Raw genomic sequence first — 25,485 nt, forward strand, 5'->3', positions numbered from 1 at the left:
GGCAAAGAATTAATTATTCAGTTTTGATAAAGGCATCTGTAAAGCCTGCAGCTTTTACTTTGGCCAGCATAGCATCAGCATTGGACTTGACGCTGTAAGCCCCGACCTGGACCCTGTAAAGCTTCTGAGGCGGGGGAGTGGAAGGAGTAGGAGCCGTCAGCAGCTTTTTAACATCAGCCCTGAAAGTATCCATACTCTTACCATGCCTAGAAAACCAGTGACGAGGATCTCCGTGATTGCTGGCGATTTTCTTCTGATAGCCCTCGTAGTGGCCAATGATGTCTTTCTCTGTCAGGTCATAGAGTTTACAAAGGTAAGCACAAAGCTCCGTGGCTTCTTTATAAACTGTATTGAAATAAGAGGCGTCGGACAGGTTGTCTTCGCAGATTTCAAATCCGATGTGACTGTTGTTGGCGTCACCACCTGCATGCCACCCTCTATGATCCCATGGCAGGGTCTGATAGGTAGCGACGGTTCCATTTTTAAGTTTTCCGATAAAGGCATGGACACAGACTTGTCTGCCACTTGGTCTATGCTGGTTCCAATGATTGTTGTACTGGTTTTCTCCCAAGATGCCATCATCTGGACCAACGTATCTACGTAGATATGGATTGTTAGCTCCGGTGCTGTGGACCATAATGCCCTTGGGCTTGATTTTTCTACCTGCTTTATAGCATTCATTTTCTGTAAAGATAAGTTTTTTTAGGTTCATAGATTTTCCCTCCTACGATTTGTTGCAATCTATAGATAAATAAAAAAACCACAGGCTTGGCCTATGACGCTTCTACTAGAATAGGTATTCTTGATCAGTTATGTCGTCTTCATTTAAATCTCTTGTCTCATTTTCTTTCCCGCAAACCGGGCATGTGCCATAATAATCTCTAAATGTTAAACTTCCTTCTAAGTGCATTAAATACTTCACTAAGATTAACGTCGCACCACAATGGCATTTGATTTTGGTCACTTTCATCCCCTCCAAAAGCATTATGCGAAGGGGATGACATTTTATACAGCTAATCCAGTTTTCCTTCATTAAAAATCTGATCGCTGTTTTCATGCCAAAAGAAGTCTAGAGTTTTGTGGCAGCATGGACATTCCTCTTGATAAATCCTGATTACCATTTTGTCACTGTTGAGTATTTTGTAATTGATGACACATAGTGGCTCCTTGCAATAACTACAATTTATAAATACCATTTGAACACCTCCATAACTTACATATGCAGAAAATGTTCAAATGGCAAAATCATTTATTACTTTGTTCCATCTTTATCTCCACCGCCTTTGAGTTGTTCCAAAACATCGCGGAGCTTTTCTGGAATAGGCAGTCCAAGTCTTGTGGCATTTTCAATGATGCTGATTCCTTCATTGGATAGGTAGAAGAAAATCACTGCTGTTCTGATAATGCTGCCATCACCGATAATATTTTGGTCAATAATGTGCGCTACACCTACTAATGCAAATATCAGCACCTTTTTAAAAATCCCTCTATATCCAATCTCGCTAGAAAGTACTCTGTCCACAATGGCACACATAATACCCGTAACATAATCAATGGCAACAAATGCAACTAGTGCATACAGAAATCCATCAACTCCTCCCAAAAACCACCCTAAAAATCCACCTAGTGCAGCTAAGCTAAGCTGCGTCCAGTTCCATATTTCTCTCATCTTTATCCTCCTTTTAAAAAACTTCTAACTGAGCCATCGGGCACCTAAGAAATCTTTTCTATACACCTTTCCAAACTTCAGGAAGGCTGTTGTAATCACTAAAAGTGCTACTGAACGTGTATCTATTATCCTCTGGAATCCCTAGCCCGTTTATAATGCTCATTGCTTCTCTATGCTGTGATGCCCCTATCCCGTTAAATGACTGACTAAAGGCAAGCTCAGGAATCTCATCTAGTCTAGGGAATAAAAACATGCTATTTACCACAAGATTTGTACACTGGAAAAATGCAAATGAAAATAATGAATGCCCAGAAGTTCGAAGCCTCTGGGGCATTTGAAATACACCATTCATACTTACCTCGGGACAACCTGTAAACAAATAACTACAGAAAAAATTACCTGCAGTTATTAAAGATTGAGGCAACTGAAACTTCTCTCCCATTTGCAAGCGCTGACAAGATGAGAACATGCCCATCATAAAAAAGTTGCCAACAGTTGTGATTCCTTCCCAACCAACGAAAGAAGTATCATGCATATTTCTTAAAAAGCGACAGTTGATAAAGGTTTTGGTCCATTCATTGTCAGGTGCCTGGAAATTCTCTAGCTGATCTACAGTCCGAGTCATATTTGGGGATATATCCATATCAACACCAATCAATAAATACTTGTTGCCTAAGCTATCGTGAGGGGCATCTGTAAACTCAGAATATCCAAAAGCAGATGCCCAAGAAAATCTCTCACTATTTGGTCTAATGGTAATTTGATACTCTCCTGCAGGGTAGGTATGGTTTGGGGCATTTACAGAAGAATCCATTGATGAAACCCCTTCATAAATACCACTTGTACCATCTCCCCAGTCCACACGCCAATCAAAGGGTCTTCCAGAAACCTCTCCTCCTGAGATAGGAACATAATAAGTGAAGGGGACGTCAGAGTAGACATACAATACAATCCTGTTATTCCGATCACTCTCTTTATAGGCTTGCATCTTATGGGCGTAGCTTTGATGTCTTGTTACGATGGGAAACAAGCAATGGGGATTTTCTATTAACAAATACAACCATGCGCTGGATACCACGCTGGGCCAGACATGAAACTCCCACGGAAGGCTGGCATAAGTTTTTGTCGTATAAATAACGCCACCGGGGGAGTTGTTGCAGTTTTGAAGATCAATTGTTGCATCTAAAAATCGTTTAGCTTCTCCAATCTTTCCTAAAGAAATGCATAAGGTTACATACCCCAATGTGCCTTCTGTCCAAACAAGTTCTGGTGCTCCATCATAACTGCCGCCTCGACTGCTATACGGCTTGAATCCCTCGGTCACCCCATCTAAAGAATAGGTTTGATTATAGTACTCAGGTTCACTACTTTGATAAATGTTTTCATTTATAACCAGGTATTCATCCAAGGTAGTTTCTCTGCATTTTGGTGGAATGATCGCAGGACTCAAGATGGATAGTGCACTCTTTCCAGCCCACGTTGTACAATCTAGAGCCCAAGCCTCGTCCACTCCTTCAGCGCTGCAGCCTTGATAGAAGCGCTCATTATCAGTGTCATATAACGTGAGCACCAACTGTTCCTTCATCTTATCCGCAGCTACTTTATATTTTTCTTCCCCCGTAAGGAGTGATGCTCCGTGTAAAGCCTGTAGCGCACTACACTGATGTTCCGTGGAACACCATCTAATCTCCGTAGGATCGTAACTGTAATCATCCATGTTATAGGACCCATAGCCACCGGTTAAAAGTCCGTACCTTAGATCATCTCGATTGGTCACTTGCCTTGATAAAAGCCAGTCAGAAGCTTTAGTGATCATTGCCATAAAGGAACGATCTCCAGTAATAAGTGTGTAATAGCACATCCCCCAAACTGTCCAACCGATGGCACCGGTTCGAATATACCCCTCAAATAATTGCCCGATGTAGATGTCGTAGCTGAAATTAAAGCTACCATCTGTGCCTTGTTCATGTTCCATTCTGTTTAAAATTTCCTTGCAAAGCTCATAATCTCCACTTACGGTAAATACCAGCAGTGCTAGACCAACATCATAGGCCCAACATCGAGAGTTCAGCATATAACCATAAGCTCCCAGGGCAGAGTTTCCTTCTTTATCATATTGGGGATCATCTGGAGGAATATAAAAAGATGCTGGCAACCTTCCATAAGAACTATTACTTCTTGCTCCAGATATTCCTACAACAATATAATTAAAACTCCCTGATTGCCAAACTTGCTGAATCACCTTTGCAATTTTGAGTCCACTAAAAACCTTTTGGGTATAGAAGACGTGCCTGCCTCCACCCATATCCCAAACATCCATCTCATCTGATAAATACTCTGCATCCACAAAGCTAAAAAGACGAACTTTAAAGTTTACGAATCTAGAATATGGATAATCAATGATGACGCCATCTTTTACGAGTCTGAACTCTTTGAAGCCTTTTCCAACAGGGATGTCCTCCCAATAGGAATAGGTGTATTCTTCTCCAGTTTCAGGGTCCGTTTCTGTGACCGTTACATATTTTTGCGATCGCCATGTACCATCAGCTCTTAAAGGGCATGATAATACAAAGTACGGTATATCTGTAATGGCATATACCTCAACAGAGTATCCAGTAGTATCTGGAAGACCAAACCAGATTCCTGATACCACGCCTTCATAATCTGGACCGTAGTAGCTATCAACATTAATATGTTTTGGGAAGATCTTCTCATCTTCATTTGGAAGACCTTGAACTGTTCCCCATATGAGATTATTTGCATAACTATCAGCATAGTCTTCAGCGAAATTAACGGTATAGAGCCACTGAGATACATCCATCTGTGCCTTTATAAACTCCAGAGCTTTTTGGCTGGCTTCATCATATTTTGCACCCTGAAAAATACGCATTTTAAATCACCTCTACTCTTCATCTGGTAAAGTACAATAAAATACAAGAGAAGTTAATGTTTCTTCACCGCTTGCTTGAATCATGGCCCCAACATATTTATCTTCTAGCATAAGAAACTCCATAAGTACCTCACCGCCTTTCGCACTTATAAAATATGTCGGTTTATCTTTGTAAGCTGTTCTAAAGTAAAAAGTTCCACTTCCGATAATGTCTCCGAATTCTGCTGTGTATTTCGCTGTAATTTGCTCTAATGAGTCTACCCGATTGGATACATCTGATAGATTATATTCAATCTTATAGAAAGTATTTGAAACGCTAGGACGAAACTTTCCCACCTCAACACGGATGTTAAATCGGTAAAATGGATTATACTCAAGAGAGATGATCCTGGTTTTTACATTGATACCTAATGGATTGAAGAAGATGTGAACATTATCGCCAACAGCTAAATCCATCAGCTTGAAAAAGGAAATATCGTAGGATGATGCATTCTCCCTGGAGTCATGGGATAGAGCCACGTTTGTAACATTCTTTGAACCCATCACCGGGATATAATCATTGGAGCCTCTATGGCTACGAATATTAATGCTATAGCCATCGTACTGGATTTCACCACCCAAAATAGCAATGAACTGCATAAGAGCAGCTCGCCTGGAAACCTTCTGGTTGATTTTCATCGTGACGCTTTCTGTAAAATCCACAATCCCAGCTGAAAAGGGAGTGCCTGCAAGGAGCTGGGATAATCCTCCAAAAGGATCACCCGTGAAGTCAAACTCAGTAATGTTGTACATCTCGTGATTGAGTAGGTAGGAAACATGCTCGCAGAGAACGGAGCAGGTAGGGAGGCTCCCTTGAATTGATTTACTAATTTGGACCAGTTCAAAATACTGATTATCTAGTTTTGCAATTTGCTTTGTTTTTAAAGCCAGTGCAGACTTCGCCATAACAGTAAATGAGAGGGTGAACTCACCCTCTAAGGTTTCTCTTATATTTGAGCTGATGACTTTGTTAACGGACTGAATCAGGGTTGCTCCTGCGTAAATTTCAATCAAGAGATCGCCTCCTTTCTATTAACTCCCTGCCACACCAAGGTTTCTAACTGTGACAGTATTTTGGTTCCACTGAAGCTGTGCAATAACTCTTGTCAAAATATTACCGTCAATGGTAAGAGGAATAGTCACATCAAAAACAGCTCCTTCAGAACCTCCAAGATTTCCTGATACTTGAGAATTAAGATCGAGATCAAAATCAGTAGGTATGGCTCCTTGCATATCATCTTCTACACCACTCATCGCTTCTGTAAATCCTTCACCAATACCTTCACTCATGTTAGCGCCAATACCGGCAAATACTTTTGATGGCGACCGGATACCGAGTACCCTTTTGACACCGCCTACTATGCCATTAACCATACTTTTTACGCGCTCACCAAGCCAACCAATCATCGATGAGATACCATCCCATAAACCTCTTGCGATATTCCGACCCACTTCAACAATAGAAGGGAGGGCTCTACCGAGACCTAAAACTATGGCTGTAATGATTTGAGGAAGTTGAGAAACGACCTGGGGAATGGCTCTGATTAAGCCCATCCCCAGTTGAATGGTTAGCTGAACACCCATTTCAATGAGTCTGGGTAGATTGCTGGTAATAAATCCAACAATACTGTTGATGATCTGGGGCAAAGATTCAATTAGAGTAGGGAGTGCATTTAAAAGTCCTTGAGCCAATCCACTAATTAGTTGAAAGGCAGCATCCAGAATTAAGCTCATATTATCGATTAAAGTGGTAGCAATCAAAATGACTGCTTCAATCATTGCTGGAATCAGTTCAGGCAGAGCCAATCCTAACCCTTCTACAAGAGCAGTAATTAGCTGTATAGCCGCATCTATTAAAAGCGGCAAATTCTCAATGAGTGCTCCAACAATTGTCATGACCGCATCTACAGCTGCTGGAATCAGTTCTGGAAGTAGGCTCAGCAAGGTTTCCAGAACCTGGCTGAATAAATCCGTTACTGTACTAAGAAGAACTGGCAGAAGGTCTCCAATGGCCATAAGGATCGCATCCATTGCTGCAGGTAGAGCAGTAACCACATTTTCTAATATTGGTACAATATTAATAACTACTGACTGAAAAGCATCTACGAGATTTTGGGTTAAGTTGGTCATATCCGCATCTGCATTTCCCAGACCTGCAGTAAACGAACCTAGTGCAGCTTGTAGAAGACCTATGGAACCTGTGACGGTTTGGGTGGATTCTCTGGCAAAGTTCCCCGCATACTGCTCCGTATTTTCAAAGAACATCTGCATGGCCACTTCAGCTTTTTCTGCATTTGTTGCCGATGCCCATGTAAAATCTAATCCTTTGGCAAGAGCATAGGCTTCGATATTTGTGGCATTCATGGCAACTCCCAAGTTATCCATCATGGTGAAGTTACCCTTAGCAGCACCAGCAACAGAATCAAGGGCAACCTGCATATCGATGCCCATAACGGAGGCCATATCTGCAGCTCGTTGCATGGCTTTCTCCGTAAGTTCTAAACTCTTTTGTTGTTCAACACCAGAGCCTTGAAAAAGCGCTCCCATCTTATTGGCTGTGGCCAAATATTGACTCTGGGACACACCTAGATTTTTGTAGGCTTCCTCACCAGTTTTCTGAATAGAAGAAGCGTACTTTCCAAATACAGCTTCGGAACCACCAAGATTCTGTTCAAGCTCACCAAACTGCTGGACAATCTCAGTTCCAAGTTTTATAGTAGCAGCACCTGCTGCAAGAGCCACAGAACCCATTGCAGTTCCGATCCCCTTAAGAACTCCTCCAAACTTCTCAAACTTCCCACCAGCACCTTCTGCGGACTTACCGGATTCTTCTAACTGTTCTCTGAGGTTATTCGCATCAACAGTAGAATCCTCCAGTTCCTTTTCCATTTTATTCAGATCTGCATTTGCATTATTAAGCTGAACCTGCCAGGCTTTTGTTCGCTTATCATTTTCCCCAAAGGATTCAGCGGCATTCTTCAGAGCAGCTTCAAGGGTTGTGACTTTTTCCTTTTGAGCATCGATTTCTTTGTTTAAGACTTCATTTCTAGCGGTTACTGCTTGGAGTGATTTGTCTTGCTTATCAAACTGTGAGGTAACCAGATTCATTTCTGAACCTAGTATCTTAAAGTCCTGATTAATTTCGCGAAGTGCATTTTTAAATTCCTTTTCGCCTTCAAGGCCAATCTTCAGTCCAAAGTCTGACATACTTTCACCTCCTTCAGGGCATAAAAAAAACACCTCTTACAGTGTTGGGTAGAATTTTTATAGAAACTCTGGTATAACATCATCGATTGTATAATCTACTCTTGGTTTTGATATGCCAGTAAACTGCTTGTGGCACTCCCAAAGATCCATCAGATAACCAATTGGTAAAAGCCAGACTTCATCTTCGTTTCTATTTAGGTGGACGGTGCCATAATAAATGAGTCGGGTAAATAACTCTTGATCACTTACCCGACCACTTCGTTTTTTGATGGTTCACTCTCCACATTTCTTTTCGTGCCTTTCATCATACTGGCCATAATGGCATTCTTGTAATTAGCCAGGTCAAAGGGAGTGGTAAGAAGCTCCACTTCATCTTCTGTGAGAAGTTCTTTTCTATCATCCTTGTTCCTAATATTGTGGATCAGGATGGATTGGTTTGCCAGAAGGGTGATGAGCCAAACCACCTCCTCGAGCGCCATTTCAAAGTTCTCGGTTTTCATGAGCTTATCGCCTAAATTCTCAAGAGCACCATAGCGCTTGGCAATTTCCTTTGTCGCTTTGGTGGTGAGAATCATCTTAAACTCTGTACCGCCAATATCAATGGTAGTGCTTCTTTCTTCTGCTGCCTCATCAACTTTTAATTTTTCATCTGCCATGATCAACCCTCCCATTAAGAAACAACAACAGTAGCCACTGTAGTCGTCACGTTTTGTGCACCACTAGAGCTTAAGACACAGTAGTAGTAATAGGTATCGGCCAAGAGATCTGTTGGAATATCAAAGCTGGCCGATGTCTCCCCATTAATGGCAGTACCGCCAGTGGTGCTATCAATGGTGTTTTCATACCACTGATAGGTCACTGGATTTGAAGTGTTGGAATTTGCCACAACAGAAAGGCTTCCAGAAATACTGCCTGCGGTTACTTCAGTTAAGCTTGCCGGCTGGGTTGTGATGGTTATGGTTGGGGTTACGGCTGTAAAGTCTGGTTCATATACGGATGTGAACCAGCTTGTAATTGTTGATGCCGCTACACCATTATCTCCTTCAGTAACTTCCGCTTTCCAAGGATGTTTGCTTTCTCCGTCTAGTTTGTTTCTTCTAAAGACGGTTCCTTCTATGGTGGGACTGCTAAAAGTAATGGAGTCGCCTTTGGTGGCAAGGCTTGTGGCGGGAACAGAGAAGATAACCCTGTAGAGCCAAAAGTAGCGATATTTTCCATTGGCCTTCTTGGCACGAAACCCAACTGCCACAGGGCTACCACCATCTTCACTTCTTGAAACCACCACATTGTTGCTGTCGATTTTACATCCTGTCAAATCCTGTGCTACCAATGATCCGATATCATCAATGCCGAGTGTCAGGGCACCACTCTTAAATTCTTTAACCACCTCGCTGGCTCCATCATCTGCATAGAGAATGGCTTCAATGAGCTCGATGCTCAGTTCTGCAGTCATGGCTTTAGCCAGCACTTTAGGGGTGCCATAGGTTTCGATGCCATTTTGATCCTCCGTGATTTTTGCATAAAATAGAGAGTCCAATCCTATCGTTGCCATTTATTCTTCCTCCGTTTCATATTCTTTCATTACGTCAATGGCGTAATGATGAAATTTAGTATTATTCTCGTAGCCAACATACTGTCTATCCGTTATGGTTATCCCGCCAGATTGCAGGGCTTTTGTCAGTTCCTTTTTGCGCTTCATATAGTTCTTCTTCGTGAAAAGAGAAAGCCGAGCTTCTGAAAGAATCATATAGGCCTCATTGTCTGCAAAGAGATCAAGCCTATCAGACATGGGAGTGATAACCAGATATTCATCAGGCGGCGTATCAGAAAACACTCCGGTTTCCACAGGAATGTTCAGGGGTCCGAGTATGTGGTTTAAATCCGCAAGTAAGCTCATAGCTTTTCAATCTCCTTATCCAGTTCTGATTTCATAGTTTCAATGCAGGCCTTCCGCGATGCTGACTTTGCGGGCTTCAAGAAGGGTTTAGGCGGCTGACCTGATTTACCGTACTCAAGGATATTTGCAATCTTAGCATTGGCATCTCCATCACCACGAGGTTCATTAAAGCCAACCTTGACATTGAAGTTTCCATTTCGATCTAGCTTAGTGGGAGAGAGGCCTAGGGAAGATACCAGCTCGCCAGTTGAACGGCTTTTTTCTTTGGTTTCGTTCCCAATAACGCCTTTAAGGTTGGTTTTCACTTTATCCAGAACAACCTCACCACCAGCTTCTAAAACATTAGAGATGATTTCATCGGTCTTATCACCAAGTTTTGAGAGCTTCATCAGAAAGTCATCGGGCATTTTCATGGTTGCTTTAGCCACTTGGAACCACCTCCTTGGCCAGCACTTCAATGTACATCCCGCGGCCTTTCACATCCTCAACAGATGTTATTTCAAATCTCTTATCACTATGGATGATCACCATAGACGTTGTTATGGTTGTACCAGGGATGCAGCGAAAGCGAAAAAGGTCTGTGGCTTCTGAAAAGGATGCTCTGTTTGCCCATTTTTCATTGCCATGGCGACCTTCACGGTAGGCTCTGACAGAAGCTACAATGTTATCAACTTCAGTTTTAAAGCCTTCGGGATCTTTTATGGTGACGCTCTCAATGATGTCAATAAAGGTATTCATTTTCCCAAAGCTCATGACTACACCTTCCAATCCCGATCAAGTCGCAGCAGGAGATTGACTGTATTCCATACCTGCTGTCCAGCCTGAACATTATCTGAGAAAAAACCACCGGTGCTGCCGTCCCTGGATTCATAAAAGTGGGACGACAGCATGATGATGGCTTGCTGTGTGGTGGCTGGCATAACTGCTTCCACGTAGTGGTTCTCTGGAAGATGCTGATAACTTTCTGCATACCTCGTGGCGGCGGTGATGTACATTTCAAGTAGTTCATCATCAGCCGAGTGATCAAGAATAAGATTTGCTTTTACTTTTTCCAGCAGTGTCATACCGCCACCATCCTTTCATTAGTCTGAAATCATAAGCCCTGCAGCCTTAAGTTTGGTGAGAAGGGTATTAAAATCCGTTACCAAATCTTCAACCGTGGCAGCAGTACTTGCGGCTTGATTGTCAAGAACAGGGAGGCCAGTAACGACCGCCCCATCCTTGATTTCAAGCGTTCCACCAATAACGGTTTTTTCACCGCCCTGTTCGGTATAGTTCTTTGTGTTATAGCTCATAGTGCACCTCCATTACGCTTTCTGCTGAAGCACTTTAATGGCTTCAGGCAGAATCAGTTTTCCATCCACACGCTGAGTGGCAACAAAACCTACCTGGCCAGTGGCTGCATAGAGCTCATTAAGTCTCTTGAATACTCTGCCTTGACGATCCGCAACCCAGTAGTAGCCAAAGTCACCGAAGATGATGGACTTTGCAGATGCAGCGATGGTAGGAACGTAGGACGAAGTGTAAACAGGTCTATTCAGAATGGTATCTGGTGTTCCTGCCTGAAGTGAAGGCTGCCAGATATACTGACCCTGACCATCTTTCAGCTTCCTAATTGCCTTAATGGTGGCATCGTTCATAACGAATACGGATTTGTTTCTGTAAGGCGATTTAAGAGAGTAGAAGAGGTCCAAAATCTCATCAATGGTAATAGCTGTAGCACTTGCAGCAGTTACACCGATCTGTGCTCCACCAGTGGCAGCAAGAATACCCGTAGGCTTACCAGAGCCATCTCCAGTAAAGAAGGCATCTTCTTCCTTGTTACCAATACGTCTTGCAAACTCCCTGGCGATATAGTTCTCAAGATTAAAGACGCTGTCATTAAGAAGCTCTTCAGATACCTTGATCATGGTACCAAGCTTATAAGCGCCTATGGAAACCTGTCCAAAGCTATCATCGCTTTCAGGAATTGCACCTTCCTCATCAATCCAAGAAGCGGTACCTTTGGAAGCCACCACTGGAATCTTACGATCGCCAGAAGCAGTGGAGATGACATTGGCCAGCTTTCTGAAGATATTCTCTTCATTAAGGGACTCAATGAGGGTACGCTCAAACTCATCTGGTACAAGGTACCCTCCTTCAGTGTCAGTACCAATCTGCAGTGCGTTCTTAATCATAGGATCGAGGCCTTCACCAGCACGGGTTCTCATGGCATTCCAGAAAGCTTTCTGGTATTCTGCAGAGGCTCTTCCGCCTTTGGATTCCATACCCTGGAAGATAGGTTTTCCGGTAAGTGGTGTGTTAAGTGGCTTTGAAAGCTCACGGTCTAGCGCTTCTTGCTTTTCAAGGCGGTCGATTTCCTTACCAAGGGCAACCACATCCGCTTCCATCTTTTCATAGGTTGCAGTGTCTTCAGCAGATACAATTCCATCTGTACCTCTTTTGGTATCCAGGAAGGCTTTAGCAGCTTCCCAGGACTTTGCTCTTTTTTCACGCAGTTCAAGAATTTTATTCATAGTGTTTTCCTCCTAAAATTTAGTGTTGAATCAAAGAAAGCCGCTTTTCTAGCGACTCAATAGGGGTGCCAGTATTCTCTTTTGCTAGTTTGGGTTTTACCTTATCCAGCAGAGAGTTGGTTACAGCTCTGCGGCTGAAGGCATAGGTAAAGTCCTCAGTCTGATTTCGTTTCTTTTCATCCTCCAAGATGCCATCAGCAAAGCCAAGCTCGATGGCCTTCTTTGCATTGAGCCAGGTTTCTGCATCCATAAGATGGGAGAGCTTTGTCCTTGATCGACCTGTCTTGATTTCGTAGGCATTGATGATGCTCTCTTTAACTTCAGAAAGCATGGCGATGGCTTTTTTCATTTCCTCGCTGTCTCCAATGGCCACCGTAAGGGGGTTATGGACCATCATGAGGGCAGTTGGTGCCATAAGCACCGTTGTCCCCGCCATGGCGATGACTGAGGCGGCTGAGGCTGCAATACCGTCAATCTTTACGGTAACAGTACCCTTGTAATCCATCAGCATGGCGTAAATCTGACTAGCAGCAATGCAATCACCTCCTGGAGAATTGAGCCAAATAACTATGTCACCCTCACCGGCAGTAAGCTCTGCTTTAAATGCCTTAGGGGTGACATCATCGTCAAACCATGAGTCTTCGGCAATAACGCCGTCTAGATATAGTGTTCGGACGCCAGTGTTTTCATCACGCGCCCAGTTCCAAAACTTCTTCATTTCGGTTCCTCCGTTTCTTTGATATTTGCGAACGCGCCTGCGTCCTGTAATTTTGTCATTGCGCCGTTGATGAGGTAGAGGTCGCCACCAAAGGATTCTGGAATTCTATCCAGATTTTCTAGCTCTCTGATATCATTGGCGCTCATCCAGCCATTCTGCCGGGCAGTAGCATAGCCACTCATACGACTTACATAGTCACCACGCAGAAGGCCATCCACATTAAACTTGATAAACACATTAGGTTTCTCGCTTTCCATAAGCAGTGCCCTACACATGGACTGTTCCCAGCGGACCACCCAAGGGTCGAGAGTGTATTTTACGAACTCAAGTGATTGCTGTTCGATGTTACTAAAGGATGACTTCTCTAAATCAGCAAGCATATGAGGGGGCACTCTAAAGATACGAGCGATCTCATTGATCTGAAACTTTCTGGTTTCAAGGAACTGTGCCTGCTCAGGAGATATACCTATAGGCTGATACTTCATACCTTCCTCAAGGACAGCTACCCGGTGGGCATTACCACTTCCTTGATAAGCTGCATTCCAGGATTCTTTTATCCTTGCAGGGTCCTTGATAGTACCAGGATGTTCCAGGACACCACCCGGTGAAGCACCATTAGCAAAAAACTTAGCTCCATATTCTTCAGTAGCTATGGCTAGGCCCACAGCATTTTTTGCCATGGCAATGGGTGAATAACCTACCAGTCCGTCAAAGCCAAGTCCTGGGATATGAAGGACGTCTGATGGTGAAAGATACACTTGATGCTCTTTGCCAAGAGTAGGGACATCCTCATTGCCACGCTGGTACAAATAGAAAAGCCGACCACTTGAATCGCGATCGACCGTCATTTTGTTTGGCATGAGTGGGTAGAGAGAAATCACTTCACCACGTGCATTTCTAATTATCTGAGCATAGGCATTTCCCCATAATAAAAGATGACTCATTAGCGTCTCTCTAAACGCAAAAGAAGTCATCTCAGGGTTTGGTTCATCATGAAGCAGTTTATATAGCGGGTGTTTTAAGTTTTTCTCCTTGCCACCTGAATCGTTGTATTTGTAGACATGAAGTGGTATACCCGCCAGCGTCTCAGATAAGATTCTCACGCAGCTGTACACTGCGGTCATCTGCATGGCGGTTTGCTCATTGACCGGTTTTCCAGCACTAGTACTTCCAAAAAAGAAGCTGTATCGGCTGCCACCAAGAGCATCTTTAGGCTTATCACGTGCCTTGAATATTCCTTGCAGTATTCCCATGGACATCAACCTCCTTTCCTAAAATACGAATAGTCCTCTGTCATCATAAACAGAATTACCAGTTTCTCCGCCACAGCGAATCGCTCGGTCAAGAGCCATGATCGTGGCAACAGCACCGTCAATCTTTTCTGTGGATTTCTCTTTGTCTGCTTTGATATTCCCAGCAGGATCAGTTCTAATAAAAATGTTATCCATCATCCAGCGGAGAACAGGATGACCACCGTGAGCGATTTTTTCTTCCAAAGTCAGCTTCATTAATTCTTTTGTAGGCGGAGACATGTCTTTAAATCCCTGACCAAAAGGGACAACGGTGAACCCTAAATTTTCTAGGTTCTGTGTCATCTGAACTGCTCCCCAGCGGTCAAAGGCAATCTCACGGATGTTATATTTCATCCCAAGCTCCTCAATGAATGTCTCAATGAATCCATAGTGAACAACATTGCCTTCGGTAGTTAGAAGGAAGCCTTGTTTTTCCCAAACATCATAATTCACATGATCCCGTCTAACCCTAAGGTCTATGCTGTCTTCCGGTATCCAGAAGTAAGGGAGTATCACATATTTGTCGTCTTCATCCTGTGGTGGGAAGACAAGTACGAAGGCTGTTATGTCAGTGGAAGAAGAAAGATCCAAACCACCATAGCAGACGCGACCTTTGAGGCTTTCTGGATTAACGGGGAAAGCACAGGCATCCCATTTGTCCATGGGCATCCAGCGAATAGCCTGCTTAACCCATTGATTGAGTCGTAGTTGCCTGAAGCTGTTTTCTTCAGCAGGGTTTTGTCTTGCTGACTCATAAGCCATTTTTACTTTATCCATGCTGACAGTGATGCCGAGGGATGGATTTGCTTTCTTCCAGACCTTTGGATCAGACCAGTCATCTTCAAGATCTGCGCCATAAATGACGGGGTAGAAGGTAGGATCGTTCTTTCTTCCTGCCATGATATCCAGTGCTTTTTGATGAACCTCCCAGCAGATACTGTTTTGATTATCTCCAGCAGTGGTGATTAAAAAGTACAAGGGCTGCATCCTGGCATCACCACTACCTTTGGTCATAACATCATAGAGCTTTCGGTTTGGTTGAGTGTGGAGCTCATCGAAGACAACGCCATGGGTGTTGAAGCCGTGCTTGTTTCCTACATCCGCTGAAAGCACTTGATAAATGCTTCCGGTGGGTTGGTAGATAAGTCTTTTTTGTGAGTCCAGAATCTTTACCCGCTTGGATAAGGCAGGGCACATTCGCACCATATCAGCAGCCACGTTAAAAACGATGGAGGCTTGGTTACGATCTGCAGCGCAGCCATAAACCTCAGCACGTTCTTCGTTATCTCCGCAGGTTAAGAGCAGGGCAACAGCCGCTGCAAGCTCACTTTTTCCCATCTTCTTTGGTATCTCTACATAAGCTGTATTAAACTGGCGATAGCCATTTGCTTTTATGGTTCCAAATAAATCCCGGATGATTTGCTCTTGCCAATCTATCAGTTCAAAGGGTTTCCCAGCCCAGGTTCCTTTGGTGTGGGAGAGGCATTCAATAAAACCTACTGCATAGTCCGCCATCTCCTTGCTGTAATAGGAATCCTTCGCCATGTAAGAGGTTGGTTTATACTTCTTAAGTTTTCGGATATGCGGACACCTCCTTTAAAAAGACATAAAAAATAGACCATAAGGTCTTCTGTAACGAGGAAAAGAGCTATGCAGCCCTGTTCCGTCATGCGTTTTTGTCTTGTTGTTAATTGTATTCCTTCATGAATATTTCAAGTGCAGCTTGCGCATTGGCGTCGATGGGTTCGATGTCCCAGCCTCTATCAAAGTTTGCAATGATCTGGCCATCTCGCTTTAGCATCAGTTTTGATATTCTACCCTCATCAATGCCGTAAGGGGAGCCTAAGTCAAAGCATTTGATCCAGTAATGTATGGTTCTGTTCTCGACTTCGATTTTACCTTTTCTCCACATGGTCTAAGCCCTCCTTAAATCCTAACCAAGATTGCTGGTAGAATTTGCTTTTCGCCGGTCTGCCAGTCGGTGTAGCTTGTCTTAACCTTGGTAAGTCCGTCCATCCTGCAGCCGTGCTTTTCAAATTCGGATAGGGTTGCGATCAGCCCTGAGAAGGTGCTTGAAATGGTGATGTGGTCTATTCCGTAGGCTCTACAGGCTTTAACAATGTGTTCAATGTCGCAATCCCAAATGACCTCAGAAAAGTCGATGGTGTCGTTTCCTGCTTCCTTGCTTCTTTCGTAGGCCCAGTACATTGTGCTGTTGATTCCAGACTCCTTAAAGTTTACGCCGGTTGCTTTAGCTTCTTCAAATGCTTTGATTTCTTTCATGTTCTCATCCTCCATTTAGTGTGGTTTTGTTTTGGTATTACATATATCACTCTAAACGAGAATAATAGCAAGTCATTTCTGTAGTAATAGAGCAGGTTTTAAGTCTCCCAAATTAATCTTCAATCGCACAGTAACGGCAGTAGGAGTAGCCCTCAGGATTGGTGAGTATCTTTTCACCGGTGTCTTTGTTAATGACCCTAATGCATCGAAGCTCACCTTTTTCGTTGGTCCCACCATCTGACTTCTTGATCCAGGGCTGATCCTCTAGAAAATCACTGGTGAACTTCTTGAACTCTGAATCACTGAGTTCAACTTCTCGAATCACAGTGTATTCGGAGCCAATGACGCCATCTTCCTTTGCTTCTTCAGTTGCTTCTTTTAGTTCCTTAAAGTTGTAGAACTTTCGACCAAATAAAGCCTTCATTGCTGTGACTCCTTCCTAGAATTTTCATCGATTACCTTACAGGAATCAATGCCGTAAACCACATTCAAGCTGCTGCCGTTGTCCCACTGGACCATGATAGAGCCTGTGTCATCCACGCCCCACACGGTGCCTTTTGTGCCCGCTGGTGGTGCTTGCACATCATCCATCCAAAGGAGCTGAACCCTGGCGCCAGTGGGGTACTGCTTGCGTAGGTGGGCCAGTCTTTCTTTACTGATCGGTTTCATTTGGAGCACCTCCTTTGAAGGCACTGCTTCCTGAAAGGTTTTGAAGGAGAATCTTTCTATGGGCTTTGAATTCCTCTCCGATAAATCCAAGGCGGAGAAGGAAGCAGCGGAATGCGTATTTTTCATTGTCGACTTCTTTCTCTTTTACAGTAATTCTCTTTTGGGTTTTCGCCATCTCACACAGCTTTGTAATGAACTGGGAGTAGGCTTTTATCTCATCTGGATTTGGCAGTTTTGAAAACCAAGGGAAGCTTATGCGTTCCTCATCGGCTTTAATGGGAAGGGCATCTACATTCAAAGCTTTCTTAATGAGGTTGCCTTTTGCTTCTAGCAGTTTGGCTAGCTTCTCCAGGTCTTCATCGGAGAGGGAGTCTTTTGGTATCTGGATGATGAGTCCAGTTTCCTCGGTCTCTACTTCAGCAGGAGCTGGTTCATCCACCTCAGGTTCAAACCCTGCCACTTGTAGCTTTTTTATCAGCGTCTTGATATCGTCCTGAGCTACTTCGGTGTCAAAGGTTAATTCTCCGTCTTTTCCGACGTGGTAGGGTCCGACCTGGTAAGCGCAGGATGGGACACCCAGGTATTTTGAAGGAACCTCTGTGATTTCACTGATGAGCTTTACCAGCTTTTTACGTTCGTTACCGGTTACGTTGTAATTGATTTTCATGGTATTGACCTCCTTGTTTTTTGCTTACTACATATATCACTCTAAGTGATGTAAATAGCAAGTCTATCTTTCGATAGTTGTGTTAATTATTTTCAGGGAGGTCACTGTAACGGTATTCTTTGCCATCACGCAGGAGATAGACATCATCTGAAGTCTGTATTCCGGAAATGTAGCGTTCAACAATAACGTCACAAAACTTCTCATCAAGCTCAATGGTGTGGCAGATTCGCTGGGTCTGATCGCAGGCAATGAGGGTGCTACCAGAACCGCCAAAGGGATCGAGGACGATGCAATTGCTAAGACTTGAATTGAGAATAGGATGGGCCACAAGAGCCACCGGCTTCATTGTTGGATGAGAGCCATTCTTCTTCGGCTTTTCAAATTCCCAGATGGTTGTTTGCTTTCGATCCGCGTACCAATTGTGCTTGCCTTTTTTCTTCCATCCAAAGAGCACAGGTTCATGCTGCCACTGGTATGGAGACCGACCAAGGACCAGGGATTGCTTTTTCCAGATACAGGTACCGGAGAGGTAGAAGCCGGCTTCAGAAAAGGCTCTTCTAAAGTTCAGTCCTTCCGTATCTGCATGGAAAACATAGATAGAGGAGTCCTCGGTCATGACAGCTTCCGTATTAGTAAAGGCAGCCAGTAGGAATTCATAGAAAGCAGAATCTCCCATGTTGTCGTTTTTGATTTTACCGGCAGACCCTTCATAGTTTACATTGTAAGGGGGATCTGTCACCACTAGGTTTGCCAGCTTTCCATCCATGAGAAGCGTGAAGGTTTCAGCTTTGGTGGAATCACCGCAAACCAGCCTATGAGGACCAAGCTTCCAGACGTCACCAAGTTTTGTCATGGCGGGTTTTTCCAGCTCTGCATCCACATCAAATTCATCATCGTGAATTCCTTCCTTCAGGGAATCTTTAAACAGGTCATCCAGCTCAGAAGGATCAAAACCAGTAAGGGAGACATCAAAGTCAGCACCCTGCAGGTCAGCAATAAGAAGAGCTAGCTTATCTTTATCCCAGTCGCCGCTGATTTTATTGAGGGCAATGTTGAGCGCCTTTTCTTTATCTTCATCCATCTCGATGACCACACACTCAACTTCGGTCATTCCTAAATCCAGGAGCACTTTTAATCTCTGGTGGCCGCCTACAACTCTGCCAGTGGTCTTGTTCCAGATGACTGGTTCTACATATCCAAACTGCTCAATGGAACGTTTGAGTTTATCGTATTCCGCATCCCCAGGTTTTAAATCCTTACGCGGATTATAGTCAGCGGGAAGTAAGAGCTTCGTTTTCAGTTTTTCAATCTTCATATCTTTCCGCCACCTTTCTTAAGTTTAGATTGAAATCCACGTTCTCCCACGGGAAGAGAGAGGAGTTGAAATGTCCGTAGGTTGCTGTATCGGAGTAGATTGCATTTCGAAGGCGTAGCTTTTCAATGATAGCAGCTGGACGTAAGTTAAAAATCTCTTTTACCAGTTCACTTAAATCCTCATCACTGATTTTCCCTGTGCCAAAGGATGTCACATTAACCGCTACTGGATTTGCTTTTCCGATGGCATAAGAAATAGCGACCTCGCATTTATCAGCAAGCCCGCTCCAAACAATATTCTTAGCAATGTACCTGGCCATATAAGCGCCGCTTCTATCAACCTTAGTTGGGTCCTTTCCGCAAAGAGCTCCACCACCGTGAGAAGCTAGACCACCATAAGTGTCCACCATGATCTTTCTTCCAGTAAGTCCCGTATCAGCAGCAGGACCACCTTCAACAAATCTGCCTGAAGGATTGATGAGAATTTCGGTTTCATCATCTAAGGGGAAATCTTCGAAGCACTGCCAGAGAACGTTGTTTAAGATATCTGATTCTAATCTCTTTTGAGTTTTGTCCTTATGGTGCTGCACAGAAACTACTACAGTCTTAATACGGATAGGTTTATCCCCATCGTACTCAACAGTGACTTGTGCTTTTCCATCAGGAAGGATACCCTTGATGATTTTTCCTTTACGACATTCATCAATACGCTTTACGATTCTATGAGATAAAAGTAAAGGTAGAGGTAACAGTTCACGAGTTTCGTTGGTAGCATATCCATATACAGTGCCTTGATCACCAGCACCGATGGAACCGTACGGATCAATAATTCCATTTCTTGCTTCAAGTGCTGTATCCACACCAGCAGCAATATCTACACTTTGATGATGTACAAACACAAATACTGTAAATCTCCAAGGACTGTATCCCACTTCACGAAGTGCATTTTTCACGATAAGGCGGATGTTAATTTTTTCGCTGCAGGTGATCTCGCCCGCTACGATGATTTTCCCTTTAGTAGCCATGACCTCACAGGCAACACGTGAAGCTTTGTCTCTGCGAAGGCAAGCATCCAAAATGCTATCAGCGATTAAATCAGAAAGCTTATCTGGATGTCCTTTGCAGACACTTTCTGCGGTTCTGTAGTTTTTACTCATATCATTATCTCCCATCTGTTTTTATTTTGTAGTTCTTATTGACGCTCGACCGGAAAGGTAGTACAATATAAATAACCAGTCAATCGGAATGGTAGTACAATTAAGGAGGGTTTATATGCCACGAAAAAATTACATGACAATCAATGCTCATGAAACAGTTCAACAAATGTTCGATGAATTTGTAGCTATCAAAGAAACACCAAAGACCGTCGCTTTGAATGATATGCTTGAAATGTATATGCTTGCTAAAGACGAAGATCTTTATTTTGAACTTAAGCGAAAATACCTTAATGTTGAAGGTGTTAAGCAAATGCTTTCTGACCGTGATAATGAGTCACCTATTACTTCCGAGGAATTGTTCTTGTTTATGAAGCTTGGTTTTTCTTATGACAATCAGGGCAACGAATATAATGGACATGAAACAATGCAGGCCTATATCTCTGATGAAGCTATCAGAGGATATACCTGGTTTTCAACGCAAGCTCTTTATTACGGAATGTCTCAAAAGAGAGTTGATGAATACAATAAAGCCATTCAATTAGGTAAAAAGATTTCACTACTATTCTGTATTGGTGAAAAAGCTGGCGGTGAAAACGACATAGCTTATAAGGCGGATGTTTTAGAAATTGTTTCATTTAAACAGCCCTCCGCTTTGGATTCAAACGATTATCCAAGTCTATGGCACGGCGAAACAGCAAGAATATGGATTAAGCTAAAAAACATTCAAGAAGAAAATACACTCACAGCAAGATTATTTAAAGTCACTTCCACAGATGCTGATCTTCAACAAGTGATCAACAACAGTCAATATCACTTTGGATATGTGAGTTTAAAGTAGTAGTTTAGGCAACTGGTAATTCGGTTGCCTTTTTTTATTTGCCCCTACGAGCAGAAAGAAGTCTTTCCATCACATCATCCTGAGGATTTGCTCCTTTGTAATCACCAGTACAGTTTTCTTTTACAATCTGGAATATCTCAAACCATAGACGATTGGTCTGGTTCATGTAGTTTTGTCCCATGGATACATAAGGACTTTGAATGGCATTTCCTGTGGTGGGGTGCTTAGCAAGAAAACCATATTCAGTAATAGCTTCTTCACATTGAATCCACCTGGCAACACTCATGGAATACCTTTCAAGGAGCTGTGGAGAAACCAGAGCAGCGCAGCCACGCTTATCCAGCCACTGCCATGTGGCTTTGTAGATTTCACCAGCCACCAGTGCTTTACCATCTTTTTGAATGGCTTCAAGCATCTTATTTGGTTCAGGCATTTCTTGTCCCTCAAGATCTGCCGTATCGGAAAACTCCATCACAGTCAGTTTCCTACCACCAAGATTTCCTTCGGCTATTTTGTCAGCCAGAGGTTTCTTTTTTGCCCCTGCACCAACACGAGCGCCACCTCTGTTCGTACCGTCTTTTGCCAATGATCACACCTCCTTTACAAAGTGGGGGCTATACCCCCGTTTGAATCTGCGTTTTTTAACACGACACCCCAGCCCGCTGTCCGAATTAAAAAGTCCTAGGGATTTTACCTCCCCCAGCGGTCACCACTCTCAGCAGTGATCTTTGAGTGACATGACTTACAAAGGGCCATCAGGTTACTTGTTTCATTGCCGCCGCCTTTGGAGAGAGGGAGGATGTGGTGGACTTCTTCAGCAGCTTTAATTCGTCCGTTCTTATCACACTCCTCACAAAGAGGATGGGCTTTGATGTAGCGGTCCCTGATGCGTTTCCAGGACCTACCATAGCGCTTGTTGGAAGCAGGGTCGCGTTGGTACTGGTTGTATCGTTTTGTTACCACCTTCTTATGCTCAGCGCAGTATTGCTCGCTGTCAGCAAGCCGACCGCAGCCTGGGTAAGCACAAGGACGCTTAGGTTTATATGGCATGAGTTCACCTCCTTTTGGGCATAAGAAAAGCCCTCGTGGGGTGTTCCCAAGAAGGCTCGTTTGCATTGTGACTCACTTTATATATAAGCACACATCGTAGGTATCATTCTATGTTATTTAGTATCCAACTAATCAAAGATACCAGTTTTTAATAGGATTTCTTTGTGGGGCTTACATTCTTTACAGACATAGTGTCTGTCCCTGAGATAGTTTAAGGATCTTACTTCATCACCACAGAAGCGGCAGTGGGGGAAGTAGTAGGTCATCCTTCCAGCCTTTGAGATTCTGATGTTGTCTTCTTTAGCTTCACGGTAGCTCATTTTTATAAACCTCCATTTTACATATAATCACATGCGGTGGGTATCATTCTATGGTTTTAGGTATCCTGATTTAAAATCTTACTGCAAACTTCCAAGGCAGCGTTATGCATTTTGTAGAGATGGTGGATGGTGTAACACATATCCACTGCGATCTTTTCCCAGGTTAGAAAACAAAGGTAGCGCTTCTCAAGAAGCGTCTGGTACTCAGAGTTTTCTATGGACTTGATGATGGTCATAATTTCACGTTTAGTATCTACAAGACTAATGATGTCCTGATTGATTTCTTCCTGCAGGTCGATGATTCTTGCAATCACATCAGCCATTGTGGATGTTGAGCGGTTCGGATTTCTTGGCATTGAGCTCAAAGTCGATGTGGCTCTTGTTGCCAGTGCATTTAAAGATTCCAATTGCTCAAACTTGCTACGGATCCGATGGTCAATGCGATAAGCTTTTGAGAAGTATTCTCTTGCGTTTTGTTTATTCATGTCAGCCCTCCGAATATTTTAGATTTCACTCGGATTGGCGAGGATTGTCATAGGTTGTCTTAGATTTTCAGATCTGCCTTTACGGCATTGATTAGTGCAGCTTGGGTGCTGTTCTTTTCTCTTAGTGCTTTAAGAATACGTGCATCGATGGTGTCCTTGGTAATGATGTGTTGAACAACAACGGTATTTTCTGTTTGTCCTTGTCTCCATAGACGGGCATTGGTTTGCTGGTAGAGTTCCAAGCTCCAGGTCAGACCAAACCAAATGAGAGTGGAGCCGCCTTGTTGAAGGTTCAGGCCATGTCCTGCAGAAGCGGGGTGTATTAAAGCTACAGGTAATTCACCACTGTTCCAGCTCCTAATGCTTTCAGAAGAATCAAGGCGAGAGAACTTTATTTTATTGTGCCTCAGCCTTTCTGTGATGCGCTCAAGGTCATGCCTAAACCAATAGGCAACCAGGACGGGCTTTCCATTAGCGGCTTCAATTAGATCTTCTAGTGCATCCAGCTTTCTGTCATGGATTCTGATTATCTCTTGAGTATCGGAGTAGACAGCTCCATTGGCCATTTGAGACAGTTTACCAGAAAGAGAAGCAGCATTGGCTGCGGTGATATCTCCACCAGGAAGCTGAAGGACCAGGTCGCGCTTTAATTCCTCATAGCGTTTACGCTCTGGTTCTGATAGCTTTACTGGATACTCTGAACTGATGAGTTCTGGCATCTTCAAATGGTCAGTGGATTTCATGGATATGGTAATGTCGGAAATCTGTCGGTAGATGGCATCTTCTGCAAAGGGTAGAGGCTTGTAACTAAAGATAATCTGGCCATTACGCTTATCTGGAATAAAGTAGTCGTCTCGATACTTGCCAATGAATCTACCCAGGCGTTTACCCATATCCAGAAGCCTAAACTCAGCCCATAGATCCATGAGTCCGTTTCCTGTAGGAGTACCAGTTAAACCCACCACTCTTTTGATGTGGGGACGAACTTTCATCAGGGCTTTAAATCTTTTAGATTTGTGATTCTTAAAGGATGAAAGCTCGTCGATGATCACCATGTCATAGTTGAAAGGGATGCCGCTGTCTTCCACAAGCCACCGGACATTTTCTCTGTTGATGATGTAGATATCAGCTTTCTTCATAAGTGCAGCTTTTCTTTCTGATTCAGTACCAATAGCTACTGACCAGATAAGATGGTCTAGGTGTGACCATTTCTCAAGTTCTTGGGGCCACGTATCTCGTGCCACACGAAGAGGGGCAACCACCAAAACCTTATGAACCTTAAAGCTGTCAAAGAGTAAATTGCTTATAGAGGTAAGGGTCAGCACAGTTTTTCCTAACCCAAGCCCATATCAAGAAATATGGCAGCAATAGGATTGTTTTCGATGTAGGCACTTGCGTATTGCTGATAATCATGTGGTATGAACTTCATTTGGCATCACCTCCCATGTCGGATACTATTGTCTTTATTCCTGCTACGCTATCCAGAACATAAACCTTGAAGCCAAGATCGCGAAGGAGCTTATGTCTTGCCAGTTGTAAGGGCCTAGGTTTCTTTCCAGGTGCTTTGACTTCAACAAAAGCAATTCTACCTCCGGGGAGAAGGATTAACCTATCCGGCATGCCATCAAAACCAGGGCTGACAAACTTTGGTGCAATGCCGCCCATGCTTTTTACGGTGAGTACTAACTTTTGCTCAATGAATTTTTCATTCATAGCTCATATATCCTTTCTACTGGATCCACAAGGTCAAAAGCGGCGTAGGTAGCAGCTAGAAAGCTAGTGATGGGACGTCCTTTATGTTTCCAGATGAATTTCCCATTGCAGCTGACGCCATAGTGGTTCTGGTTGAATCTGCTTTGCTGAATGTTGACCCAGTTGTCTTGGTATTTAAGACTAAACCCACCATAGCGGTTTTCTTTCCATTTACGGTTTGGGAAGTTACTTCTTCGTTTTGCTCGATTTTTCATGAGACGCTCACGTTCTTTAGAAGCAAGGACGTCGCCTTCCATGATGCCGGCACATATGCAGCCAACCTTTATGTCTTCAAAGTAATCATCATGATGCATCACATGAATGAACCTGACCCTAGTGCAACCACAAAGTTCACAGGTATAAAGGCCATCACTAGAGTTTTCTTCTTCAATATCAACCACATCATCACAGTACCAACCATCCAGTGGTGCGTTCCATTTTTTCAGTTGCCTTTGACACCGGGCAATATATGCAGAGTTGACTTCGTTATTTTTCATTTCATTGACCTCCTTAGTTAAGCTGTTCCTATAACCCAGAAATCCCTTACGCGCGCAAATGTGCGTATTTCGAGTCTTACTGGTATTATTTTTTATATTTCTAATTAGATAAAGATATTAGGAACACAGGAACAAAACTTATGTGGGGGCCTAGCGGCGGCCCCTTTGGGGTGTTCCTGAAAGTGTTCCTATCCTGATATTCCTGGAACAAAACCTGTTCCAGGA

Annotated in this window: 31 protein-coding genes and 1 pseudogene; 1 reads left to right on the forward strand and 31 read right to left on the reverse strand. The window is 43.4% G+C overall.

The features are described 5' to 3' along the window. Nucleotides 1–13: 13 nt before the first annotated feature. The 24 genes from BLR76_RS00450 to metK form a co-directional block, all read right to left on the reverse strand. The gene (locus BLR76_RS00450) at nt 14–712 is read right to left on the reverse strand and encodes an N-acetylmuramoyl-L-alanine amidase (protein ID WP_091264121.1); all 699 of its coding nucleotides are present in this window, start codon (nt 710–712) and stop codon (nt 14–16) included. A 75-nt stretch (nt 713–787) separates the two neighbouring features. Next, the gene (locus BLR76_RS11720) at nt 788–964 is read right to left on the reverse strand and encodes a hypothetical protein (protein WP_176759561.1); all 177 of its coding nucleotides are present in this window, start codon (nt 962–964) and stop codon (nt 788–790) included. Nucleotides 965–1,252: 288 nt separating this feature from the next. Further along, nucleotides 1,253–1,669, reverse strand: a complete 417-nt coding sequence (locus BLR76_RS00460) for a phage holin family protein (protein ID WP_091264127.1) — start codon at nt 1,667–1,669, stop codon at nt 1,253–1,255. Between the two features lie 58 nt (nt 1,670–1,727). Continuing rightward, nucleotides 1,728–4,559 carry a leucine-rich repeat domain-containing protein gene (locus BLR76_RS00465; protein WP_091264130.1) on the reverse strand — a complete coding sequence of 944 codons (2,832 nt, stop codon included), beginning with the start codon at nt 4,557–4,559 and terminating at the stop codon, nt 1,728–1,730. 12 nt (nt 4,560–4,571) lie between these two features. Continuing rightward, the gene (locus tag BLR76_RS00470) at nt 4,572–5,612 is read right to left on the reverse strand and encodes a phage tail family protein (RefSeq protein WP_091264134.1); all 1,041 of its coding nucleotides are present in this window, start codon (nt 5,610–5,612) and stop codon (nt 4,572–4,574) included. A gap of 18 nt (nt 5,613–5,630) precedes the next feature. Next, on the reverse strand, nt 5,631–7,805 hold the full coding sequence (locus BLR76_RS00475; RefSeq protein WP_091264138.1) for a phage tail protein: 2,175 nt from the start codon (nt 7,803–7,805) through the stop codon (nt 5,631–5,633). A 245-nt stretch (nt 7,806–8,050) separates the two neighbouring features. Then, nucleotides 8,051–8,461: a hypothetical protein gene (locus BLR76_RS00485; protein ID WP_091264142.1), complete on the reverse strand. Its 411-nt coding sequence runs from the start codon at nt 8,459–8,461 to the stop codon at nt 8,051–8,053. 14 nt (nt 8,462–8,475) lie between these two features. Then, nucleotides 8,476–9,357: a major tail protein gene (locus BLR76_RS00490; protein ID WP_091264144.1), complete on the reverse strand. Its 882-nt coding sequence runs from the start codon at nt 9,355–9,357 to the stop codon at nt 8,476–8,478. Next, entirely contained in the window at nt 9,358–9,702 is a 345-nt protein-coding gene (locus BLR76_RS00495) for a hypothetical protein (RefSeq protein WP_091264146.1), read from the reverse strand. Then, a complete protein-coding gene (locus tag BLR76_RS00500; protein ID WP_091264147.1) occupies nt 9,699–10,130 on the reverse strand; it encodes an HK97-gp10 family putative phage morphogenesis protein in 432 nt (143 codons plus the stop codon). Before BLR76_RS00500 ends, BLR76_RS00495 begins: the two co-directional genes overlap by 4 nt. Then, the gene (locus tag BLR76_RS00505; RefSeq protein ID WP_091264150.1) at nt 10,123–10,455 is read right to left on the reverse strand and encodes a phage head closure protein; all 333 of its coding nucleotides are present in this window, start codon (nt 10,453–10,455) and stop codon (nt 10,123–10,125) included. The genes BLR76_RS00500 and BLR76_RS00505 overlap by 8 nt, the downstream gene beginning before the upstream one ends. Nucleotides 10,456–10,457: 2 nt before the next feature. Further along, nucleotides 10,458–10,766, reverse strand: a complete 309-nt coding sequence (locus BLR76_RS00510; RefSeq protein WP_012065059.1) for a head-tail connector protein — start codon at nt 10,764–10,766, stop codon at nt 10,458–10,460. A gap of 18 nt (nt 10,767–10,784) precedes the next feature. Continuing rightward, nucleotides 10,785–10,997 carry a Head fiber protein gene (locus BLR76_RS00515; RefSeq protein WP_091264152.1) on the reverse strand — a complete coding sequence of 71 codons (213 nt, stop codon included), beginning with the start codon at nt 10,995–10,997 and terminating at the stop codon, nt 10,785–10,787. A 12-nt stretch (nt 10,998–11,009) separates the two neighbouring features. Then, complete coding sequence (locus BLR76_RS00520; RefSeq protein ID WP_091264154.1) at nt 11,010–12,218, reverse strand: phage major capsid protein; 1,209 nt, start codon at nt 12,216–12,218, stop codon at nt 11,010–11,012. 19 nt (nt 12,219–12,237) lie between these two features. Then, entirely contained in the window at nt 12,238–12,936 is a 699-nt protein-coding gene (locus BLR76_RS00525) for a head maturation protease, ClpP-related (protein ID WP_091264156.1), read from the reverse strand. Next, nucleotides 12,933–14,189: a phage portal protein gene (locus BLR76_RS00530; protein WP_091264159.1), complete on the reverse strand. Its 1,257-nt coding sequence runs from the start codon at nt 14,187–14,189 to the stop codon at nt 12,933–12,935. Before BLR76_RS00530 ends, BLR76_RS00525 begins: the two co-directional genes overlap by 4 nt. 18 nt (nt 14,190–14,207) lie before the next feature. Beyond that, a complete protein-coding gene (locus tag BLR76_RS00535; RefSeq protein WP_425425686.1) occupies nt 14,208–15,773 on the reverse strand; it encodes a terminase large subunit in 1,566 nt (521 codons plus the stop codon). A gap of 142 nt (nt 15,774–15,915) precedes the next feature. Then, nucleotides 15,916–16,140, reverse strand: coding sequence for a DUF7678 domain-containing protein (locus BLR76_RS00540; protein ID WP_091264163.1), 225 nt, complete (start codon nt 16,138–16,140; stop codon nt 15,916–15,918). Between the two features lie 14 nt (nt 16,141–16,154). Next, a complete protein-coding gene (locus BLR76_RS00545; RefSeq protein WP_091264166.1) occupies nt 16,155–16,511 on the reverse strand; it encodes a DUF7698 family protein in 357 nt (118 codons plus the stop codon). A 112-nt stretch (nt 16,512–16,623) separates the two neighbouring features. Further along, nucleotides 16,624–16,935 carry a hypothetical protein gene (locus BLR76_RS00550; protein ID WP_091264168.1) on the reverse strand — a complete coding sequence of 104 codons (312 nt, stop codon included), beginning with the start codon at nt 16,933–16,935 and terminating at the stop codon, nt 16,624–16,626. After that, nucleotides 16,932–17,180: a DUF4314 domain-containing protein gene (locus BLR76_RS00555; protein ID WP_091264170.1), complete on the reverse strand. Its 249-nt coding sequence runs from the start codon at nt 17,178–17,180 to the stop codon at nt 16,932–16,934. Before BLR76_RS00555 ends, BLR76_RS00550 begins: the two co-directional genes overlap by 4 nt. Then, nucleotides 17,164–17,847, reverse strand: a complete 684-nt coding sequence (locus tag BLR76_RS00560; protein WP_091264173.1) for a virulence protein — start codon at nt 17,845–17,847, stop codon at nt 17,164–17,166. The genes BLR76_RS00555 and BLR76_RS00560 overlap by 17 nt, the downstream gene beginning before the upstream one ends. 82 nt (nt 17,848–17,929) lie before the next feature. Continuing rightward, nucleotides 17,930–19,162: a site-specific DNA-methyltransferase gene (locus tag BLR76_RS00565; protein ID WP_091264174.1), complete on the reverse strand. Its 1,233-nt coding sequence runs from the start codon at nt 19,160–19,162 to the stop codon at nt 17,930–17,932. Then, nucleotides 19,152–20,318, reverse strand: coding sequence for a methionine adenosyltransferase (metK, locus tag BLR76_RS00570; protein WP_091264177.1), 1,167 nt, complete (start codon nt 20,316–20,318; stop codon nt 19,152–19,154). Before metK ends, BLR76_RS00565 begins: the two co-directional genes overlap by 11 nt. A gap of 115 nt (nt 20,319–20,433) precedes the next feature. Between metK and BLR76_RS00575 the strand changes: the two genes are divergently transcribed. Then, nucleotides 20,434–21,156 carry a hypothetical protein gene (locus BLR76_RS00575; RefSeq protein ID WP_091264178.1) on the forward strand — a complete coding sequence of 241 codons (723 nt, stop codon included), beginning with the start codon at nt 20,434–20,436 and terminating at the stop codon, nt 21,154–21,156. A gap of 34 nt (nt 21,157–21,190) precedes the next feature. Here the strand turns inward: BLR76_RS00575 and BLR76_RS00580 are convergent, their stop codons facing one another. The 7 genes and pseudogenes from BLR76_RS00580 to BLR76_RS00610 all read right to left on the reverse strand — a co-directional run bounded on the left by BLR76_RS00580 (nt 21,191) and on the right by BLR76_RS00610 (nt 25,260). Continuing rightward, nucleotides 21,191–21,742, reverse strand: a complete 552-nt coding sequence (locus BLR76_RS00580; protein WP_091264181.1) for a P27 family phage terminase small subunit — start codon at nt 21,740–21,742, stop codon at nt 21,191–21,193. A 104-nt stretch (nt 21,743–21,846) separates the two neighbouring features. Beyond that, nucleotides 21,847–22,206: an HNH endonuclease gene (locus tag BLR76_RS00585; protein ID WP_091264183.1), complete on the reverse strand. Its 360-nt coding sequence runs from the start codon at nt 22,204–22,206 to the stop codon at nt 21,847–21,849. Between the two features lie 128 nt (nt 22,207–22,334). Beyond that, nucleotides 22,335–22,526 (reverse strand): hypothetical protein, encoded by a 192-nt coding sequence (locus BLR76_RS00590; RefSeq protein WP_091264186.1) that lies wholly within the window; start codon nt 22,524–22,526, stop codon nt 22,335–22,337. Between the two features lie 56 nt (nt 22,527–22,582). Then, complete coding sequence (locus tag BLR76_RS00595; RefSeq protein WP_091264189.1) at nt 22,583–23,011, reverse strand: DUF1492 domain-containing protein; 429 nt, start codon at nt 23,009–23,011, stop codon at nt 22,583–22,585. A gap of 59 nt (nt 23,012–23,070) precedes the next feature. Next, nucleotides 23,071–24,440: pseudogene (locus tag BLR76_RS00600) on the reverse strand (SNF2-related protein). Beyond that, nucleotides 24,437–24,724: a VRR-NUC domain-containing protein gene (locus BLR76_RS00605; RefSeq protein WP_091264191.1), complete on the reverse strand. Its 288-nt coding sequence runs from the start codon at nt 24,722–24,724 to the stop codon at nt 24,437–24,439. The pseudogene BLR76_RS00600 and the gene BLR76_RS00605 overlap by 4 nt, the downstream one beginning before the upstream one ends. Beyond that, entirely contained in the window at nt 24,721–25,260 is a 540-nt protein-coding gene (locus BLR76_RS00610) for a glycoside hydrolase family protein (protein ID WP_091264193.1), read from the reverse strand. The genes BLR76_RS00605 and BLR76_RS00610 overlap by 4 nt, the downstream gene beginning before the upstream one ends. Nucleotides 25,261–25,485: the final 225 nt, after the last annotated feature.

Origin of the sequence: Alkalibacterium thalassium (assembly GCF_900101165.1) — a bacterium.
GTDB lineage: Bacteria > Bacillota > Bacilli > Lactobacillales > Carnobacteriaceae_A > Alkalibacterium > Alkalibacterium indicireducens.

Bases quoted from the DNA above. Each gene is read 5' to 3' on its own strand.
- BLR76_RS00450 (WP_091264121.1), bottom strand. From the start codon at position 712: ATGAACCTAAAAAAACTTATCTTTACAGAAAATGAATGCTATAAAGCA.
- BLR76_RS00460 (WP_091264127.1), bottom strand. From the start codon at position 1,669: ATGAGAGAAATATGGAACTGGACGCAGCTTAGCTTAGCTGCACTAGGT.
- BLR76_RS00465 (WP_091264130.1), bottom strand. From the start codon at position 4,559: ATGCGTATTTTTCAGGGTGCAAAATATGATGAAGCCAGCCAAAAAGCT.
- BLR76_RS00475 (WP_091264138.1), bottom strand. From the start codon at position 7,805: ATGTCAGACTTTGGACTGAAGATTGGCCTTGAAGGCGAAAAGGAATTT.
- BLR76_RS00485 (WP_091264142.1), bottom strand. From the start codon at position 8,461: ATGGCAGATGAAAAATTAAAAGTTGATGAGGCAGCAGAAGAAAGAAGC.
- BLR76_RS00490 (WP_091264144.1), bottom strand. From the start codon at position 9,357: ATGGCAACGATAGGATTGGACTCTCTATTTTATGCAAAAATCACGGAG.
- BLR76_RS00495 (WP_091264146.1), bottom strand. From the start codon at position 9,702: ATGAGCTTACTTGCGGATTTAAACCACATACTCGGACCCCTGAACATT.
- BLR76_RS00505 (WP_091264150.1), bottom strand. From the start codon at position 10,455: ATGAGCTTTGGGAAAATGAATACCTTTATTGACATCATTGAGAGCGTC.
- BLR76_RS00510 (WP_012065059.1), bottom strand. From the start codon at position 10,766: ATGACACTGCTGGAAAAAGTAAAAGCAAATCTTATTCTTGATCACTCG.
- BLR76_RS00515 (WP_091264152.1), bottom strand. From the start codon at position 10,997: ATGAGCTATAACACAAAGAACTATACCGAACAGGGCGGTGAAAAAACC.
- BLR76_RS00520 (WP_091264154.1), bottom strand. From the start codon at position 12,218: ATGAATAAAATTCTTGAACTGCGTGAAAAAAGAGCAAAGTCCTGGGAA.
- BLR76_RS00525 (WP_091264156.1), bottom strand. From the start codon at position 12,936: ATGAAGAAGTTTTGGAACTGGGCGCGTGATGAAAACACTGGCGTCCGA.
- BLR76_RS00530 (WP_091264159.1), bottom strand. From the start codon at position 14,189: ATGGGAATACTGCAAGGAATATTCAAGGCACGTGATAAGCCTAAAGAT.
- BLR76_RS00535 (WP_425425686.1), bottom strand. From the start codon at position 15,773: ATGGCGAAGGATTCCTATTACAGCAAGGAGATGGCGGACTATGCAGTA.
- BLR76_RS00540 (WP_091264163.1), bottom strand. From the start codon at position 16,140: ATGTGGAGAAAAGGTAAAATCGAAGTCGAGAACAGAACCATACATTAC.
- BLR76_RS00545 (WP_091264166.1), bottom strand. From the start codon at position 16,511: ATGAAAGAAATCAAAGCATTTGAAGAAGCTAAAGCAACCGGCGTAAAC.
- BLR76_RS00550 (WP_091264168.1), bottom strand. From the start codon at position 16,935: ATGAAGGCTTTATTTGGTCGAAAGTTCTACAACTTTAAGGAACTAAAA.
- BLR76_RS00555 (WP_091264170.1), bottom strand. From the start codon at position 17,180: ATGAAACCGATCAGTAAAGAAAGACTGGCCCACCTACGCAAGCAGTAC.
- BLR76_RS00560 (WP_091264173.1), bottom strand. From the start codon at position 17,847: ATGAAAATCAATTACAACGTAACCGGTAACGAACGTAAAAAGCTGGTA.
- BLR76_RS00565 (WP_091264174.1), bottom strand. From the start codon at position 19,162: ATGAAGATTGAAAAACTGAAAACGAAGCTCTTACTTCCCGCTGACTAT.
- metK (WP_091264177.1), bottom strand. From the start codon at position 20,318: ATGAGTAAAAACTACAGAACCGCAGAAAGTGTCTGCAAAGGACATCCA.
- BLR76_RS00575 (WP_091264178.1), top strand. From the start codon at position 20,434: ATGCCACGAAAAAATTACATGACAATCAATGCTCATGAAACAGTTCAA.
- BLR76_RS00585 (WP_091264183.1), bottom strand. From the start codon at position 22,206: ATGCCATATAAACCTAAGCGTCCTTGTGCTTACCCAGGCTGCGGTCGG.
- BLR76_RS00590 (WP_091264186.1), bottom strand. From the start codon at position 22,526: ATGAGCTACCGTGAAGCTAAAGAAGACAACATCAGAATCTCAAAGGCT.
- BLR76_RS00595 (WP_091264189.1), bottom strand. From the start codon at position 23,011: ATGAATAAACAAAACGCAAGAGAATACTTCTCAAAAGCTTATCGCATT.
- BLR76_RS00605 (WP_091264191.1), bottom strand. From the start codon at position 24,724: ATGAATGAAAAATTCATTGAGCAAAAGTTAGTACTCACCGTAAAAAGC.
- BLR76_RS00610 (WP_091264193.1), bottom strand. From the start codon at position 25,260: ATGAAAAATAACGAAGTCAACTCTGCATATATTGCCCGGTGTCAAAGG.